Here is a 14,549-nt window from a genome sequence, read left to right on the forward strand (position 1 = left end):
TGCTTTCCAATCCAAATGACACCGCACATGATTTTTCTGGTGTGCGGTTTTTTATTGCCGCCTGCTTCCAGAAAACGGGCATATCGGGCAGGAAAATGTGGCATTCTCGTAAAAGCCGTTCCATTTTTCTTCCGTATCGCTGCTCTATACTATTTCAACAGATGTAGGCCAGAAAGAGAGGTTTCTTGAAATGAAAAAGTTTGACATTTCCATCCTGACAGTCGCCGTCCTCCTGACAGGACTGGCTGTGATCGGCGTATCGCAGGCAAAAGATCCTGCCGCCGCCCACACAAGTGCAGTCGCGACAGTCGGCAACACCGCGATCTCGCAAACCGCGCTCTATGAGCAGATGAAAAAAGAGGCTGGCGCCAAAGTCGTGACCGACCTGATTGCCATTGAGCTGTGCAAGCAGGAAGCCGCCGCCCAAGGCATCAAAGTGACCGAGCAGGAGATCGACGCGAAGATCAATCCGATCAAGGATAAATTGAAAACACCGGAGAAGTTCCAGGAGTATTTGCAGGAACGAAAAATGAATGAAAAAGAGCTCCGCGAGCGGTTCGGCATGCTCCTTTTGCGCGACAAAGTGTTTGAAAAGGCATTCCCGGTAACAGAGGAGCAAATCAAGGAGTACTACGAGAAAAATAAAGAAAAGCTCGGAAAAACGTATGAAGAAGCTCGTCCCGAGATCGCCGAGAAGCTGCTAGAGCGCAACAGACGCAAGCACTCGGACGAGTGGCTGGAGCAAATGAAGAAAAAGTACAACGTCCAGATCATGGACCCGGTTCTGGTGGAGCAAGCAAAGGAATAATCGCGCTTGATTCACCCGCACGCGTAATGCCAAAAGACTTGTGTCGCCCGTTTTTCCGGTGCACAAGTCTTTTCTTTTGCAGAAAAAAGTTACGGACGTAAAATCGCGATCAGCTCCTGCAAAAAGTCGGGGATGTCGCCTTGCAGGATGGGACCGTGTCCCGTCGCCAAAAATTCGATCGGCCAGTCAAGCAACGCTTCCAGCCCCTCCACGTACTCCGGGACGCGATCAGGCTCGTCGATGGCCCAGCTTTTTATATGCGCCTTGTACGCCGCCCGGCACTCGCTTTCTTTTCCGACGATCTGACCCAGCTCGGCTTTATCAAAGCAGATGTGGTCGCCGACAAAACAAATTTTGCTCTGCGGGTCGAAAAACGCCACGGACCCTTCCGTATGAAAGGACAATTGCCGAAAACGCAACGACGGTAGATCTCCGCCGCTCCCCGTGAAGGTGTGCCCGAACAGCGTCTGAGAGAAATCGTCCAGCTCGTAGTAATCGTCGAGATGAATCCAGTTGTTTCGGGAAGGAAACATGTCGGCATTCCCGATATGGTCCGCGTGCCGATGGGTAAAGTAAACGTATTCAATCCGCTCCGGCTTGGCACCGATTCCCTCCAGCGCCTGCTGAAAGTACGTCCGCTGCTTGCGCAAGTGGGAATCGATAACAGCAAACGATTCACCTTGTTTGACCACGTAGCTGTTCACGTAGCTCTGCCACGCATCCTCGTAGGTGATGATCGCCCAGGTGGAGTCTGTGATTGGTGCAATCACGTTGTTCATGCCTCCATCTCTCCTCTCCTCCCAGTTTCTATTCATACTGTTATTATACACAATGTTACACGACCTTGCCGACTCTTGCCAAAAGATCGGCTGTTAAAGCACCGATGCCGCTTCCCCGAGGCTGACCCAGGAGCGTCCCTGCGACCGCGCAATGTTGACCGGAACCCCAAAAAAGCGGGTCAATCCGTCTGCCGTCAGCACCTCGTCCGTTTTTCCCGCCCGCTCGACCTCCCCCGCCTTCAACAGCAGCGTGTGGGTAAAGCACGGCAAAATTTCCTCGATATGATGAGTGACGTACAGCAATGTCGGCCCGTCCGGCTGCTTGGCAATTTGCTCGATCATCGACAAAAGCTGCTCTCGTGCCAGCAAATCCAGTCCCGTACATGGCTCGTCCAAAATGAGCAGCCGGGGGGACGCCATCAACGCCCGCGCAATCAGCACCTTTTGCCGCTCTCCTTGCGAAAGCGCTCCGAACGGCCTGTCCCGCAGCTCCGTGCAGCCGAATGTTTCGAGCAGTTCGGACGCTTTTTGCACATCTTTCTCCGCCGGAACCGCGTACAGGCCAATCGTCGCTTCTCTCCCGCTCAAAATGACGCGAAAGGCCGTCTCGTGCTCGTGAAGCTGTGCGATCAAAGCCGTGCTGACCCAGCCGATCGATTTTCTTACTTCGCGCAAATCGACCGTTCCGTACACATTTCCGAGGACACTGACCTGCCCCTTTGTCGGCCAAGTGTAGCCACAGATGATTTTCAGCAGGCTCGTTTTGCCGGAGCCGTTCAGTCCGACCAGGCACCAGTGCTCGTTTTCTTGCACCTGCCAGTTAACGTCGCGCAAAATGACCGTTTCGTCTCTTTGCCACATGACTTGGTTCACATCAATAATCATTTGCTCTCTCCACTCCTGTCTTACTTTGTCGGAAGCCGTAATCTTTCTGATTATTAAGAGTATAACTGTCCATTCCTGATCGATCAATTCTTTTGTACACCCGGAGGCGATGCGAAAAAACCTTCGCGGCAAGTTGCGAGCCACGAAGGTTTGTTTCGCTAATGCGGTTTGCTTAAAACTTTCCTTGAATCTTGAACACGATCTCCGCGAACAAGGTTGCGAACAGGAACGTCCCTGTGAAAACGACGAGGGATACGACTACGATCCGCCAGCTCAACTGCTTGAACAGATGAATGTCTTTTCCAAGCGACAGACCGGCGTATGCGAGAATCGGTGTCGCGAGCGCCAGCAGGTTGATTTTGGCAATTGATGCTGCCGTGTACTCGCTTCCTGGGAAGAAAGGAGAAGTAGCCAACATGGCAAACAGAGAAATCCAGACAATCACCGGAGATTTGAACGGCAAAATTTTCGTAAAGCCCATCCCGATCAAGGTGATGACCGCGAGAAGCACAATGCCTGGCAACGATTCCATGATCGGCACGCCATAGCCGATCCAGTTACCGATGAGTGAGATTGCGCCAATGATGAGAATCGTCAAAATTTGATTCATGCGCTTCTTTTCCCCCCTTCTGTGTCAGAAGAAGCGTTTTTGCGGCCGATGATCGGCTCCAGCCATGCGTACAGCCGCTGCGTGAGCGGTAAGGAGACGAAAATGCATACATACGTACCGATAATGCTCATCATCAAGTTCGCCGCCCCCGAGTAGAAGGCGATGTCTTTTTGCGCTTCCGGGAAAATTACGGCGAGCGAGCCTGTCGCTGCCGCCATCATGCTCCCTGAACCAACCGCTGCGCCCATCGCGAGCGAAATCGGATGGAACAGTCCGCTGCTGCCGAGGATACTTGCGAGCAACGACATGAAAATCGCGCCAAACAACGTACCGCAAATGTAAACGCCCAGTGCGCCGCGCGCTTCCGGCGAGCTTGCCCCGAACTTGTCCACGATAATCGCCAGGTTAGGCTCGCGGTCGAGGGAATAGGTAGCCCCGATTGATTCGCGCTTCAGACCGAGCAAAAGCGCCACTGGCAAGCCCAAAATGATCGTTCCGACGATGTGGCCTACCTCCTGGACGAGCAGCGATACGCCCGCTCCAAACAGCTTGGGCAGCTCTGGACCAATGTTGGCGCCGAGCTTACATACGAAGATCAGAAAAGAAACGCCCAAAATGTTTGCCGCGACATTCATATCTTTTTCTTTCAAAAACTTGAATGAAGGCCAGCTAATGACACCGCCGATAACGAGTGCGTACAGCATCGGGAACAAGGCGATGACCCCGATGCCGATATTGATTTTTTTCGTGCCGATAAACTCTGTCAAGGCTACCAGTACAAGCACCAGGAAATGCAGCTTGTACACATTCACGCGTCCCTCAGTCATAAGGATCCCCCTGTTCGGTCTTGTTTCTGTCTGCTATTCGATGACTACCTTTTGCGCTGCCCGAACGAACAATTCGACGCCGCGAGCCAATGCGTCTTCATCAAAATCAAAGCGTGGGTGGTGGTGCGGGTAAACAAAGCCTTTCTCCGGATTGCCCGCTCCCAACTGGATGAAGCAGCCTGGCGCCTTTTTCAAGTATTCGGAGAAATCCTCGCCCGGCATCAGCGGGTCGATGTACATAATGTCTTCCTCGCCCCAGCGCTCGCGAATGATGTCCTCCATCAGCCTGGTCACTTGCTCGTCGTTGACGACGGAGGTGTAGCCGTGAGAGAACGAGAACTCGTAGCCGGCCCCATGTGCTTCGGTAATCCCTTTGACAATCCGCTCAATCCAGACCGGCAGATTTTCGCGAATTGTCGCGTTAAAGCAGCGGGTCGAGCCTGTCAGCGTCAGCGTATCTGGAATGATGTTGTAGGCCGTGCCTGCGTTCAGCATCGTCACGGAGAGGACGACCTTGTCCAACGCGCTGACATTGCGGGAGACGATTTGCTGCAAAGCGGTGATGACTTGCGCGCCGATGACGACCGGATCGATCGCCGACTCCGGCTGGGAGGAGTGTCCGCCCTTGCCCTGGATTTTCACATCAATACGGTCTGTGGAAGAGGTGAGCGCCCCGTATAAAACTCCGAATTTTCCGACTGGCATGTAAGAAGCGAGGTGAATCCCGATAATCGAATCCAGACCGTCCGCCGCTCCTGTCCGGACAATCTCGACCGCGCCGCCCGGCGGAAGCTCCTCTGCGTGCTGGAAGAAAAATCGCACTTCCCCTTTGATGCGGTCTTTGTACTGCGACAATATTTTCGCCGCCCCAAGCAGCATCGCGGTGTGCCCGTCGTGCCCGCAAGCGTGCATCACGCCCGCTTTGCCGGATGCGTAAGGCACATCGTTTTCTTCGTGAATCGGCAGGGCGTCCATGTCGGCGCGCATGCCGAGCACTTTTCCCGGCTGGGAGCCGATCAGGCGAGCAACCACGCTCGTTTTCGTCGGACGGGACAATTCCAAACTTCCGAAAGATCGCAATTTTTCATACACATATTGAGACGTCTGTTCTTCTTCAAACGACAGTTCGGGATGCTGGTGCAAATGTCTGCGCCAGGCAACGACCTGTTCTGCCAATTCGTCCGCCAATCGCTTCGTATCCAAACTCACTGTGTCCACTCCTTTTCTCTCTAGCTTTACGTTCAGTTAAGTTTCATTAAACAAATTGGCTTTCCGTGAATTCTATCACGTGTGAGCCAAAATTACAAATGTCCATTTCAGAAGGACATTTTTTGTCGAATCCACCTCGATCCCTGTCTATTTATTAGTTATTTTAGAATTTTCTATCTATAATGTCCACGTAAAATATACATAAAACGCAATAAAAATTTTTGAACAGCGTCCTTTAGGGCTTTTCCGCAGAAAAGCCCTGCCCCGCTTCCTACAAATTGACGGCAAACCACACGTACTTGCCGCCGCTTTGGCCCAGCCACAGTTCACCGTTGCCCACCATCACGCCTTGGGCGTTGACGAACGTCTCACGGACGTTTTGGGCGAGCAAAGCTTCCTTGACCTTCGGTGTGACAATCTCGTCGTACTCCGCGAGGAACTGCTGCTCATTTTGCACGTAGCGGCTGCCCCCGTCCTTGTTTATGCGCAGCGGATACTGGACCATTCTTGCGACTTGTGCTTTGTTCCCGGCCTTCACCGCCTCCTGAAGCTTGTGGAAAAAAGCTTCAAAGGCAACCGGGTCGGTAATGCCTGCCACTTCGTAGCGATTGTGCTCGCTCTCCGCCTGTTGCCGCGCCGCTTGCTGCATCATCTGGCCCGGTTCCGCCGCTTGTCTGGCGAGAGCTGGGGAAGTCAGGTGAAGCAGAACGGTTCCGATGACGAGTAACGTTCTCACGCTTTTGCTTTTGCTCATCACGCTTCGCTCCTTTACGGTTTATCGTTCGTTTCTACCAGTAGCTTTTCTCCGGGGGCTTTGGCTTATGAGTCGCGGCGGCCCGTTGCCCAAGCTTTTACCGTGTCGCTGCGGCAATCCATCGCACCTGATGCTTGTCCGTTGCAGGCGGGTGGCCGTACGGAAAGGAAACATGCCGATCGAAAAAGGGTGTACACAGGCGCCCTGCCTGTTCGCTCACCTTCATGCGCGCAACTGGGAAGTTTTCATATCACACGCCGCTACTGTTTTTGGAGATACTACGTGGTGACGACGATCCCAGGGGTGATTTCCTTGATCCGTTTGGGCTATGCCTGCATCAGCGTAAAGCTGAAAAACAATCCGAACAAAAAGACGACCGTTGCGCAAATCAATAAACTGGAGCCGCAGGCGCGCCTGAAAAAGCTGCGGCAAGTGTTGCAGACGAATTTTTTCAACCTGATGGATTTGCTCGCCTACAACGTGGAAAACCGCATTTTTTTGTATCGCCTCCCCTCGGAATTTGTGCCGCTGGCTACGCACCCGGTCGCGGCAGACTGGGACTGGGCCAAAGAATTTTCCTGGGACTTTCAGAAGACAGGCACATTCATCCGCAACAACGGCATTCGCCTGACAGCGCACCCCGGCCACTTCAGCATTTTGAACAGCGACAAGCCATCCGTGGTCGAGGCGGCGATAGCGGATTTTTCGTATCACGCCAAAGTGTTTGATCTGCTTGGATTGGACGACAATTCGGTGCTGGTCACGCATGCCGGCGGTGTGTTCGAGGACAAGGTCACTTCCCTGGAACGATTTGCGGCGAACTTTGAGCGACTGCCTGAGCAGGTCAAGCGGCGACTGGTCGTGGAGAATGACGACACGTCCTTCACCATGCGCGAGGTGTTGGAGCTGTGCGAGCGGATCGGTGTGCCGATGGTGTTCGACATCCATCACCACCATTGCCATTCGGACGGCGAGGAATGGACAGAGTATCTTCCGCGCATCATCCAGACGTGGGGGAAGCGCATCCCGAAAATGCACATGTCCTCGCCGAAATCAGCCAAAGACTTTCGCTCCCATGCGGACAATATCGATCCGGACGAATTTATCGCTTTTGCCAGCGCTCTCGCCGATTACCATGTCGATATTGTGCTGGAATGCAAAAACAAAGACGATGCGCTGCTGACTCTGCGGCAACATCTGAAAAAACGCGGGGTTGAGGTCGAGGCGTTTGCCGCTGCCCCTTGATCGCCCCGGCAGGAAAACCAATTCGCTTTTGCCGCCAGCCAAACAGCCAAAAGGACGCCTACGCGAAAACAGGCGTCCTTTTTTTGCTTGCTCGTTAATCGCAACTGCAACCACAGTCGCAGCCATGTCCGGAGGAGGAGCTTCTATGTCCGTAAGACGATGAGCTGCTGCGTCCGCCAGAGCTGCTGCCCCTATGATGCCAAACTTGGCAACGGTCGTGATAATGCTTCATTCTCCGTTGATGGTGTTTGTAATGTCTGCGGTATTCGCTGTATTTCCGGCGGTGATCCCGGTATTGCTCGCATTTGTGACGGAAATACTGCATCCGGTCCATATGGAAATGGAACTTGAACAAATACAGTTCGATTTCCGAGCCTGGCCGGACGTTTTCCGCTGACGGCGGCCTCATGTTTGGCGAAGCATTTGGTGGACGCCGGTTCGGCATGACGTTCGGCGGCATCGGATTCGGTCTGCGGTTTGGCGGCATTGGGTTGGCTGGCCTCCGATTTGGCGGCATCGGATTGGCTGGCATCCGGTTTGGCGGCATCGGATTGGCTGGCATCCGGTTTGGCGGCATCGGATTGGACGGCATCGGGTTTGGCGGCATCGGGTTTGGCGTATTCGGCATAATCTGGTTAGGAGATGGCACGTTCGGCCGTTGCGGCATCGGGCGTGCCGGGATGTTGTGCTGCGGATTCTCCGAGCTTTGCGGCGCTTTCGGCTTCGACGGTGACGGTACGTTTGGCGATGGTACGTTAGGAGACGGTACAATCGGTGACGGCAACGGCATTATCGAGGAAGGCGGCTTTGGCATTTCTTTGGGACGCCTTGGGGACGATGGAGGCACAGGCGGCATCTTGCGTCGCTTTTCCACGGAAATGAACACGTCCTTTCTGATGAAATAACACAGTACATGGTATGACATTTATCCCGCTCAAGAAACGACAATCGCCCAGTTTCCAAAAATGGATTGAGCCCGTTTTTTCCACTATAGGGAAGGAGCCGTGCCAATCTTGATCTTGACTGCGCGCTCACTTCCGTTACAATAATACTAATAACGAAAATTATCTGACAGTTGTAGAGCGAAAGTGAGGAAAGACGTATGCGGCCTCCAATCGGGCTTACGCGTTTCATCCAATCACATAGAACCCAGGAGCGAGGGGTTAGGATCTAGTATCCTAACCCCTCGCTCTTTTCGTTCTCTGCTCTGTTAAAGGAGGAAACTATCCATGAATCAGCAAGCAAGCGTCATCCATATGAATGGGAATCGCCTGCGCATTGAAGACGTCGTCCGGATTGCCAGGGACGCTCACCGCATCGAATTGACCCCCGAGGCGCTGGAAAATGTGCGCCGCTCCCGGGCGATGGTCGAAGAGATGCTCCAGGAGCAAAAAGTCGTCTACGGCATCACCACAGGCTTCGGCAAATTTTCCGATGTCATGATTCAGGGCGAAGATGTCAGCAAGCTGCAGGAAAACTTGATTATGAGCCACGCCTGCGGAATGGGAGAGCCTTATCCGGTGGAAGTCGTCCGCGCCATGATGGCGTTGCGAATCAATGCGTTGGCAAAAGGCTATTCCGGCATCCGGGAAGAAACGCTGCTGCACCTGGCCGAGCTGTGCAACCGCGGCGTCCATCCGGTCATTCCCCAGCAAGGCTCGCTCGGCGCCAGCGGCGATTTGGCTCCGCTCGCGCACATGGTCCTCGTCATGCTCGGCAAGGGCGAAGCGATCGTCAATGGACAGCGGATGAGCGGAGAAGCGGCGCTCAAAGCAGTCGGGCTCTCCCCGATTCGCCTGCAGGCCAAAGAAGGTCTGGCCCTGATTAACGGCACGCAGGCGATGACCGCCCTGCTCTGCCTGGCCTTGTACGATTCGCGCGTCGTCCTGGAAAGCGCGGAGCTGATCGCGTCGATGACGATTGAAGCGTTGCGCGGCATACCGAAAGCGTTTGATCCGCAACTGCACCTCGTCCGCCCGCATCCCGGACAGCAGGAATCGGCGAGACGACTGCTCGCGCACCTGTCCGGCAGCGAAAGAACCTCGCAGCAGGGCGAGCTGCGCGTCCAGGACCCTTACAGTCTGCGCTGCCTCCCGCAAGTCCACGGAGCGACACGCGATACGCTGGAATACGTCTGGGCGACGGTCACCCGGGAGTGCAACAGCGTGACCGACAACCCGATCCTGTTCACGGAAACAGGCGATGTCATCTCCGGCGGAAACTTCCACGGGCAGCCGATGGCCTTTGCCGCCGATTTTTTGGCGATCGCCATGGCAGAGCTGGCCAACATCTCCGAGCGCCGCACAGAGCGACTCGTCAACCCGCAGCTTAGCGGCCTGCCCGGATTTTTGACCGAAAACGGCGGTCTTCATTCCGGTTTTATGATTACGCAATATGTAGCCGCTTCCATCGTCTCGGAAAACAAAGTGCTGTGCCATCCTGCGTCCGTCGATTCCATCCCGTCCTCGGCAAACCAGGAGGACCACGTCAGCATGGGGACAACCGCCGCCCGCAAGCTGCGCACGGTCATTTCCAACGTGACAAAGGTGCTCGCCATCGAATATTTGGCGGCAGCACAGGCGATCGACTTCGGGAATGGAGAGCTGGGCGCAGGCACGAAAAAAGCTTACGAAGAGCTGCGCCGCGTCATTCCCCGTCTGCACGAGGACCGGGAAATGCACCCCGACCTGGTGAAAGCAGAGGAACTGATTCAAAAAGGAGCGCTTGTCATTCTCTAGTTATCCGCACTGGGAAAGCCCTCCCTTCTCTGCTATGATGAAAGCGAAGGCGGCACGACCGCACGACCATTCGATTCGCTGTAGAGCATGGAGGGCTGCCTGATGAAGCCAGCATCTGAGCCGCTGCAACACCCTGACTATCTTTTGTTGTTCGACGGTGTTTGCCATTTGTGCAACAGCGCCGTTCAATTCATCCTCAAGCGCGATCCTTCCGGCAGCATTCACTTCGCTTCTTTGCAGTCGGAAAAAGCGCAGCAAATTTTGTCCCGCTATTCGTATGCCGAAAGCGGGCTGTCATCTGTCGTCCTGATTGCCCATGGACGCTTATACACCAAGTCAGACGCGATTTTGCGAGTGGCGCGCAAGCTGTCCGGGGCCTGGCCGCTGTGCTACTACCTCGGCCGTCTGTTCCCCCGTCCCGTCCGCGATTTCACCTACGATTGGGTGGCCAAAAACCGTTACCGCTGGTTTGGCAAACAGGAACAGTGCATGCTGCCTACTCCCGAGATCAAGGCTCGCTTTCTGGACTGACTGATCGGTTAGAAAACTTGGCTGCGCCAAACCCTTGGCGACGCCTTTGTGGCACTTATGTACAAAAAAAAGAGGAGCCGTCGCGATCTGTCGGCTCCTCTTTTCGCTATTTGACCCGCGCTTGCGGGTGATCGTCGCTTGCGAAGGCAGCGGCTTTGGCGTTTGCCTCCACCTGTGCCGGGCTTTTGCTGCCCGGGATGACCGTCGTGACGGCCGGGTGCTTCAGGCACCACGCCAGCGCCCACTGCGCCATGTCCACGCCCTCCGGCACTTCGCTTTCCTTGATTTTGGCAACCTCTTCGAGCAGGCGGGCGACGTGCTGCGGATCGTGGCGGTGGCGCACATCGTTTCCGGCGAACACGGCTCCTGGCTTGTATTTTCCGCTCAAATAACCGCTCGCCAGCGGCACGCGTGCGAGCACGCCCAAATCCTGCTCCGCGCACGACGCAAGCACCGCTTCCTCCGGCTTGCGATCCAGCCGGTTGTAGACGACCTGGATCGTCTGCGCGTTGACGCGGGAAGCTCCGCCCACCTGATGCATGTTGTCGTTTTTGGCAATCGACAAGCCCAGATGGCGAATCTTCCCTGCCTGCACCTGCTTGTCCAGATACGTCCACAGCTCGTCGTTGTCAAACGCTTCGTCTGGCCCGGAATGGAACTGGTACAGGTCGATGTAGTCGGTCTGCAAAGCCCGCAGCGATTTTTCCAGTTGCTCCAGCACAGCGGCAGCCCCGTACTCGTTCGTCCGCGAAAACTTGTCGTGGAAATGGTGGCCGAACTTCGTCGCGATGATCCAATCGGCGCGGCGGCTCTTTTTCAAATAGCCTCCGATCAGCTTCTCGGACAGATGATCGCCGTAGCACTCTGCGGTGTCGATCAGGTTGATCCCCAGCTCGTGCGCCTTGTCCAGAATCTGGTCGACTTCTTGCTGCGAAAAGTCTTGCCCCCACTCTCCGCCAAATTGCCACGTCCCTACGCCAATGACCGAAACAGTCAGTTCCGTTTTCCCTAATCTGCGGTACTTCATTGTCGATTCCTCCTCGCGCCTCTATGTAGAAAAGGCCCTGAGCGAACTGTCGCTCAGGGTGAAACCAAACGAACATCAGATTGTTTTTTCGATGTTTAACTGGCTGACAAACGCTTGCAGGCTGTCTTTCCGTTCCTTGCGCATTTTTTTGCGCTCCTCGGCAGTAGCCATCAACCTTTTCTCTTCCTCGGTTTCCGGAACGATGGCCGGAACCTCGGTAGGATTGCCCGCTTCATCGAGCGCGACAAAAGTCAAAAACGAAGTGGCAGTCAGGACTCGTTCCCCTGTTTGCAGGTTTTCCGAGACGATTTTCACAAAGACCTCCATGGACGTGCGCCCTGTCGAGGAGACAAACGCTTCCAGGCAGATCGAATGCCCCATTTTTACGGGTGCCAAAAAATCGATGGAGTCTATGGAAGCAGTCACGACCGGGCGGCGCGAATGCCGCATGGCAGCGATTGCCGCTACCTCATCTATATAGGCCATCATCGTCCCGCCGAAGATGGTCCCGTGGTAATTCGTATCGGACGGTTGAACCAAGGATGCCTGGATCGTGCGGGATTCTTGTGTAGTCTTGACGTTCATCACTGTTGCTCCTTTGTCAATCATGTTCATGCTCCCCCATCATATCACAAGGCATCCGCTGTTCCAATTACATACTGACAGTTGTCATATGGCTGCGCTCGCGCAGGCGCTCCAGCACGGTATCCGCCTCCTCCTGCAAAAAATAGCGCAGCATCGGCACGTTCCATTCGTAGGCGGGGCGGTAGCCATCGAGCGCGAACCAGTTTTCGTCGATGTGCGCAGCCAGCTTCCTGCGCTCCCGGTTCGCGCAGTAAAACTGCTCCAAATAGTCCGTTCCCCAGCGGGAAAAGGACGACGTCTCTTTGGTCACGGCAGTCAACAAAATTTCCTGGCCCGTATCAATCAAATCCAGCGGGTACAACTGGCAACTGAACGGCTTGAGCGGCAGGACATCGTGCCCTGCCTCTTCCGCGTAGGCGTGGATCGCACAGCCGAAGCGGCCGTTGTTTTCCTGATAAAACAGACAGTTGCCATGCCGCATACGAATCGTGCCTGGCAACTGTCCCCGGTCCCACACGCCGTAGCGCTCCCAGTTTTCCCGCTCACCTGCTGTCTGCAAACGGGCAGCGATCGCCGGAACCTGTTTTTCCAGCAGCGGGATTTGCCATTCCTCGACGGCGTATGGCTGGCCGCCTTCGCAGCAAGTCTCGCGGTGAACCGCCCGGCAATTCCAGCAGTCCAGGTGAAACAAAGCGAGCAGAGCGGGTACGTCCACCATGTACCGCCCTGCCTTTATCATCGCATGCCTGTTTTTTTTCATGTACTTTTCGCAACTGTACACTTCTTTTTCACTCATCGGATCGGGTGTTCCGACGTAGCGATAGGATGGCTTCCTGTTCATTTTTCCAGGACGATCTCCGCTTCCGTACCGAAAATGTTCAGTTTTCCGTCTGCATAGGTGGCGAGATCCACTTCTTCTCCGGGAATTTCCATCAAAATTTCCACGCTTTCCTCGTCCGCTGCCACAAACAGCAGCAACAGGTCTTTTTCGTCAAATTCGTTGTCGGTGAGCTTCACTTCTGTCAGTTGTCCCTGAAACTGCGCGACTTCTTCATCGTCTTCGCTTTCCGTGTCCCATTGCGTAAAAGTGACAGACAGCGTTTGCTTGGCAAACTCGTCCGCAAGCAGGCGCAAAAGCTGTTCGTGCTGTTGAATTTCCATTGTCAATCCCTCCGAAAAAATATCATTACTGCCCATCATAGCAAAGTGCAGCGGAAAAGCCAAAAGAAAAACCGCTTCCCAAACCGAAGCGGCTGTTTCCTGACGCTAGCTTACTTTGCTGATCGTCTGGGCGAGGGCAAAATCTTTGCCCGTCAGCCCTTTTGCCTCGCGGGTCGCGAGCGTAAACGTCACAGTTCCGCCAGACAGGTGAATCTCGACATGCTGACTGTCATGCTCAAGCATTTCCGCCACACGGTTTACAAAGCTCACAGCCGTGGCAAAGTCTCTACAGTGATATGTGCGAGACAGCGCCATCCTGTCTTCTACCAGCTTCCAGCCCGGAACCTTGCTCAAATACAGTTTGACCTGTTCCAAAGACAGCTTGCTCACTCACATCGCCCCCCTTTTGTCCGATGAATCGGTGGTAACACCATCATATTCAACAGACAGAAAGGTTAGTCACGCTTATCCGCGCTACCTATTGCTTGATCGCGTAAAAAATCATGCGCGGCGATTGACTGGCTATATACGGTTCAAATTGGTAATTGCCGAATACCTGAATTTGTCCGAATCCGGCCAGCTCCAGCATGGCCGTCATCTGTTCCACGGAGAAAAGCCGAACCTGCTCCAAGTACTCCCTCGGCTGCGCGGCGGGATCGTCTCGAATCAAAATCCGCTTTTTTACCGCCTTGTCCTCGATCCAGCGCTTCTCCTCGATCAGCATCCCGCTGACCTCTTTGGTGGAGTGCGGGACAAGATGCTGCTTCACGTAGGCGGGGTTCAAATAGTCGATGACGACTTCCCCGTTCACCTTCAATGCCTGCGCCATATTGCGGACGACCTGCGCGTTTTCCTCATCGGACGAAAAATAGCCAAAGCTGGTGAACAGGTTGACTACGATGTCAAATTCGTCCCGATACGGAATATGGCGCATGTCGCAGCGAGCGAAGCTGAGCTGTGGATAGGTGTTCTGCTCTTCCGCAAGCTGCAGCAGCACGGGGGACAGGTCGACACCTACGACTTCGTATCCTCTGCGAGCCAGCGCACGCGAATGCCGCCCGCTCCCACAGCAAAGATCAAGTACGCGCCCCGTGCTCTTTATCGGCAATCGCTCGAGCAGATTGGCGATCTCGCTGTCGGCCGCCGAATCGTCCCGATGCCGATACACAAGTACGTAATCTTCGCGAAAGCTGCGTTCAAACCATTCTTCTGCCATTCCCTAGCTCCTTTAATTCCAAGATGCTCTCATTATACCACAGCGGGGTTTATCCGCAGCCGATTTCCCCCCGCCGAAGTGCACGGAAAACCGCAGGAAGCCTGACCAAAAGCACGCTCGCGAAGAAACGACGACAGCGATGCGCTGAGGCTCGAAGACTATCCCGTCCGGTGA

General features: G+C 54.7%; 17 protein-coding genes. 5 read left to right on the forward strand and 12 right to left on the reverse strand.

What is annotated here, in order from left to right:
* Positions 1 to 190 precede the first annotated feature (190 nt).
* Positions 191 to 808, forward strand: a complete 618-nt coding sequence (locus AC3WJN_RS09285) for a SurA N-terminal domain-containing protein (RefSeq protein ID WP_005832922.1) — start codon at positions 191 to 193, stop codon at positions 806 to 808.
* 89 nt (positions 809 to 897) lie between these two features.
* Here AC3WJN_RS09285 and AC3WJN_RS09290 read toward each other — a convergent pair whose 3' ends face one another.
* The 6 genes from AC3WJN_RS09290 to AC3WJN_RS09315 form a co-directional block, all read right to left on the reverse strand.
* On the reverse strand, positions 898 to 1,587 hold the full coding sequence (locus AC3WJN_RS09290) for an MBL fold metallo-hydrolase (RefSeq protein WP_005832924.1): 690 nt from the start codon (positions 1,585 to 1,587) through the stop codon (positions 898 to 900).
* Between the two features lie 93 nt (positions 1,588 to 1,680).
* Positions 1,681 to 2,472, reverse strand: coding sequence for an ABC transporter ATP-binding protein (locus AC3WJN_RS09295; RefSeq protein WP_005832926.1), 792 nt, complete (start codon positions 2,470 to 2,472; stop codon positions 1,681 to 1,683).
* Positions 2,473 to 2,644: 172 nt separating this feature from the next.
* The gene (locus AC3WJN_RS09300) at positions 2,645 to 3,082 is read right to left on the reverse strand and encodes a hypothetical protein (protein WP_005832928.1); all 438 of its coding nucleotides are present in this window, start codon (positions 3,080 to 3,082) and stop codon (positions 2,645 to 2,647) included.
* Complete coding sequence (locus AC3WJN_RS09305; protein WP_005832930.1) at positions 3,079 to 3,909, reverse strand: DUF3100 domain-containing protein; 831 nt, start codon at positions 3,907 to 3,909, stop codon at positions 3,079 to 3,081. Before AC3WJN_RS09305 ends, AC3WJN_RS09300 begins: the two co-directional genes overlap by 4 nt.
* Positions 3,910 to 3,942: 33 nt before the next feature.
* A complete protein-coding gene (locus AC3WJN_RS09310) occupies positions 3,943 to 5,118 on the reverse strand; it encodes an amidohydrolase (RefSeq protein ID WP_492329249.1) in 1,176 nt (391 codons plus the stop codon).
* Between the two features lie 271 nt (positions 5,119 to 5,389).
* Complete coding sequence (locus AC3WJN_RS09315) at positions 5,390 to 5,872, reverse strand: hypothetical protein (protein ID WP_025848541.1); 483 nt, start codon at positions 5,870 to 5,872, stop codon at positions 5,390 to 5,392.
* 312 nt (positions 5,873 to 6,184) lie between these two features.
* Here AC3WJN_RS09315 and uvsE point away from each other — a divergent pair, with 312 nt between their 5' ends.
* From uvsE to AC3WJN_RS09335, 4 genes are all read left to right on the forward strand, one after another.
* Complete coding sequence (gene uvsE / locus AC3WJN_RS09320) at positions 6,185 to 7,117, forward strand: UV DNA damage repair endonuclease UvsE (RefSeq protein WP_238503133.1); 933 nt, start codon at positions 6,185 to 6,187, stop codon at positions 7,115 to 7,117.
* 347 nt (positions 7,118 to 7,464) lie between these two features.
* The gene (locus AC3WJN_RS09325; protein WP_492329250.1) at positions 7,465 to 8,022 is read left to right on the forward strand and encodes a hypothetical protein; all 558 of its coding nucleotides are present in this window, start codon (positions 7,465 to 7,467) and stop codon (positions 8,020 to 8,022) included.
* Between the two features lie 324 nt (positions 8,023 to 8,346).
* Positions 8,347 to 9,855, forward strand: a complete 1,509-nt coding sequence (hutH, locus tag AC3WJN_RS09330; protein ID WP_007785063.1) for a histidine ammonia-lyase — start codon at positions 8,347 to 8,349, stop codon at positions 9,853 to 9,855.
* A 102-nt stretch (positions 9,856 to 9,957) separates the two neighbouring features.
* Complete coding sequence (locus AC3WJN_RS09335) at positions 9,958 to 10,386, forward strand: thiol-disulfide oxidoreductase DCC family protein (RefSeq protein WP_005828022.1); 429 nt, start codon at positions 9,958 to 9,960, stop codon at positions 10,384 to 10,386.
* A 106-nt stretch (positions 10,387 to 10,492) separates the two neighbouring features.
* Here the strand turns inward: AC3WJN_RS09335 and AC3WJN_RS09340 are convergent, their stop codons facing one another.
* From AC3WJN_RS09340 to AC3WJN_RS09365, 6 genes are all read right to left on the reverse strand, one after another.
* Complete coding sequence (locus tag AC3WJN_RS09340) at positions 10,493 to 11,413, reverse strand: aldo/keto reductase (protein ID WP_290426099.1); 921 nt, start codon at positions 11,411 to 11,413, stop codon at positions 10,493 to 10,495.
* A 75-nt stretch (positions 11,414 to 11,488) separates the two neighbouring features.
* On the reverse strand, positions 11,489 to 11,998 hold the full coding sequence (locus AC3WJN_RS09345) for an acyl-CoA thioesterase (protein WP_025848534.1): 510 nt from the start codon (positions 11,996 to 11,998) through the stop codon (positions 11,489 to 11,491).
* Positions 11,999 to 12,065: 67 nt separating this feature from the next.
* Positions 12,066 to 12,839: a DUF3109 family protein gene (locus AC3WJN_RS09350; RefSeq protein ID WP_197187735.1), complete on the reverse strand. Its 774-nt coding sequence runs from the start codon at positions 12,837 to 12,839 to the stop codon at positions 12,066 to 12,068.
* On the reverse strand, positions 12,836 to 13,159 hold the full coding sequence (locus AC3WJN_RS09355; protein WP_007785058.1) for a hypothetical protein: 324 nt from the start codon (positions 13,157 to 13,159) through the stop codon (positions 12,836 to 12,838). Before AC3WJN_RS09355 ends, AC3WJN_RS09350 begins: the two co-directional genes overlap by 4 nt.
* A gap of 105 nt (positions 13,160 to 13,264) precedes the next feature.
* The gene (locus AC3WJN_RS09360) at positions 13,265 to 13,549 is read right to left on the reverse strand and encodes a 4a-hydroxytetrahydrobiopterin dehydratase (protein ID WP_005828012.1); all 285 of its coding nucleotides are present in this window, start codon (positions 13,547 to 13,549) and stop codon (positions 13,265 to 13,267) included.
* A gap of 88 nt (positions 13,550 to 13,637) precedes the next feature.
* Positions 13,638 to 14,375, reverse strand: a complete 738-nt coding sequence (locus AC3WJN_RS09365) for a class I SAM-dependent methyltransferase (protein ID WP_290426100.1) — start codon at positions 14,373 to 14,375, stop codon at positions 13,638 to 13,640.
* Positions 14,376 to 14,549 lie beyond the last annotated feature (174 nt).

This window comes from Brevibacillus sp. FW306-2-1A-C05A (assembly GCF_058781555.1).

Excerpts from the sequence above, each read along its gene's own strand:
- AC3WJN_RS09340 (WP_290426099.1), bottom strand. The coding sequence starts at position 11,413 with ATGAAGTACCGCAGATTAGGGAAAACGGAACTGACTGTTTCGGTCATT.
- AC3WJN_RS09315 (WP_025848541.1), bottom strand. The coding sequence starts at position 5,872 with ATGAGCAAAAGCAAAAGCGTGAGAACGTTACTCGTCATCGGAACCGTT.
- AC3WJN_RS09305 (WP_005832930.1), bottom strand. The coding sequence starts at position 3,909 with ATGACTGAGGGACGCGTGAATGTGTACAAGCTGCATTTCCTGGTGCTT.
- AC3WJN_RS09300 (WP_005832928.1), bottom strand. The coding sequence starts at position 3,082 with ATGAATCAAATTTTGACGATTCTCATCATTGGCGCAATCTCACTCATC.
- AC3WJN_RS09345 (WP_025848534.1), bottom strand. The coding sequence starts at position 11,998 with ATGAACGTCAAGACTACACAAGAATCCCGCACGATCCAGGCATCCTTG.
- AC3WJN_RS09290 (WP_005832924.1), bottom strand. The coding sequence starts at position 1,587 with ATGAACAACGTGATTGCACCAATCACAGACTCCACCTGGGCGATCATC.
- AC3WJN_RS09365 (WP_290426100.1), bottom strand. The coding sequence starts at position 14,375 with ATGGCAGAAGAATGGTTTGAACGCAGCTTTCGCGAAGATTACGTACTT.
- AC3WJN_RS09355 (WP_007785058.1), bottom strand. The coding sequence starts at position 13,159 with ATGGAAATTCAACAGCACGAACAGCTTTTGCGCCTGCTTGCGGACGAG.
- hutH (WP_007785063.1), top strand. The coding sequence starts at position 8,347 with ATGAATCAGCAAGCAAGCGTCATCCATATGAATGGGAATCGCCTGCGC.
- AC3WJN_RS09285 (WP_005832922.1), top strand. The coding sequence starts at position 191 with ATGAAAAAGTTTGACATTTCCATCCTGACAGTCGCCGTCCTCCTGACA.
- AC3WJN_RS09295 (WP_005832926.1), bottom strand. The coding sequence starts at position 2,472 with ATGATTATTGATGTGAACCAAGTCATGTGGCAAAGAGACGAAACGGTC.
- AC3WJN_RS09335 (WP_005828022.1), top strand. The coding sequence starts at position 9,958 with ATGAAGCCAGCATCTGAGCCGCTGCAACACCCTGACTATCTTTTGTTG.
- AC3WJN_RS09350 (WP_197187735.1), bottom strand. The coding sequence starts at position 12,839 with ATGAACAGGAAGCCATCCTATCGCTACGTCGGAACACCCGATCCGATG.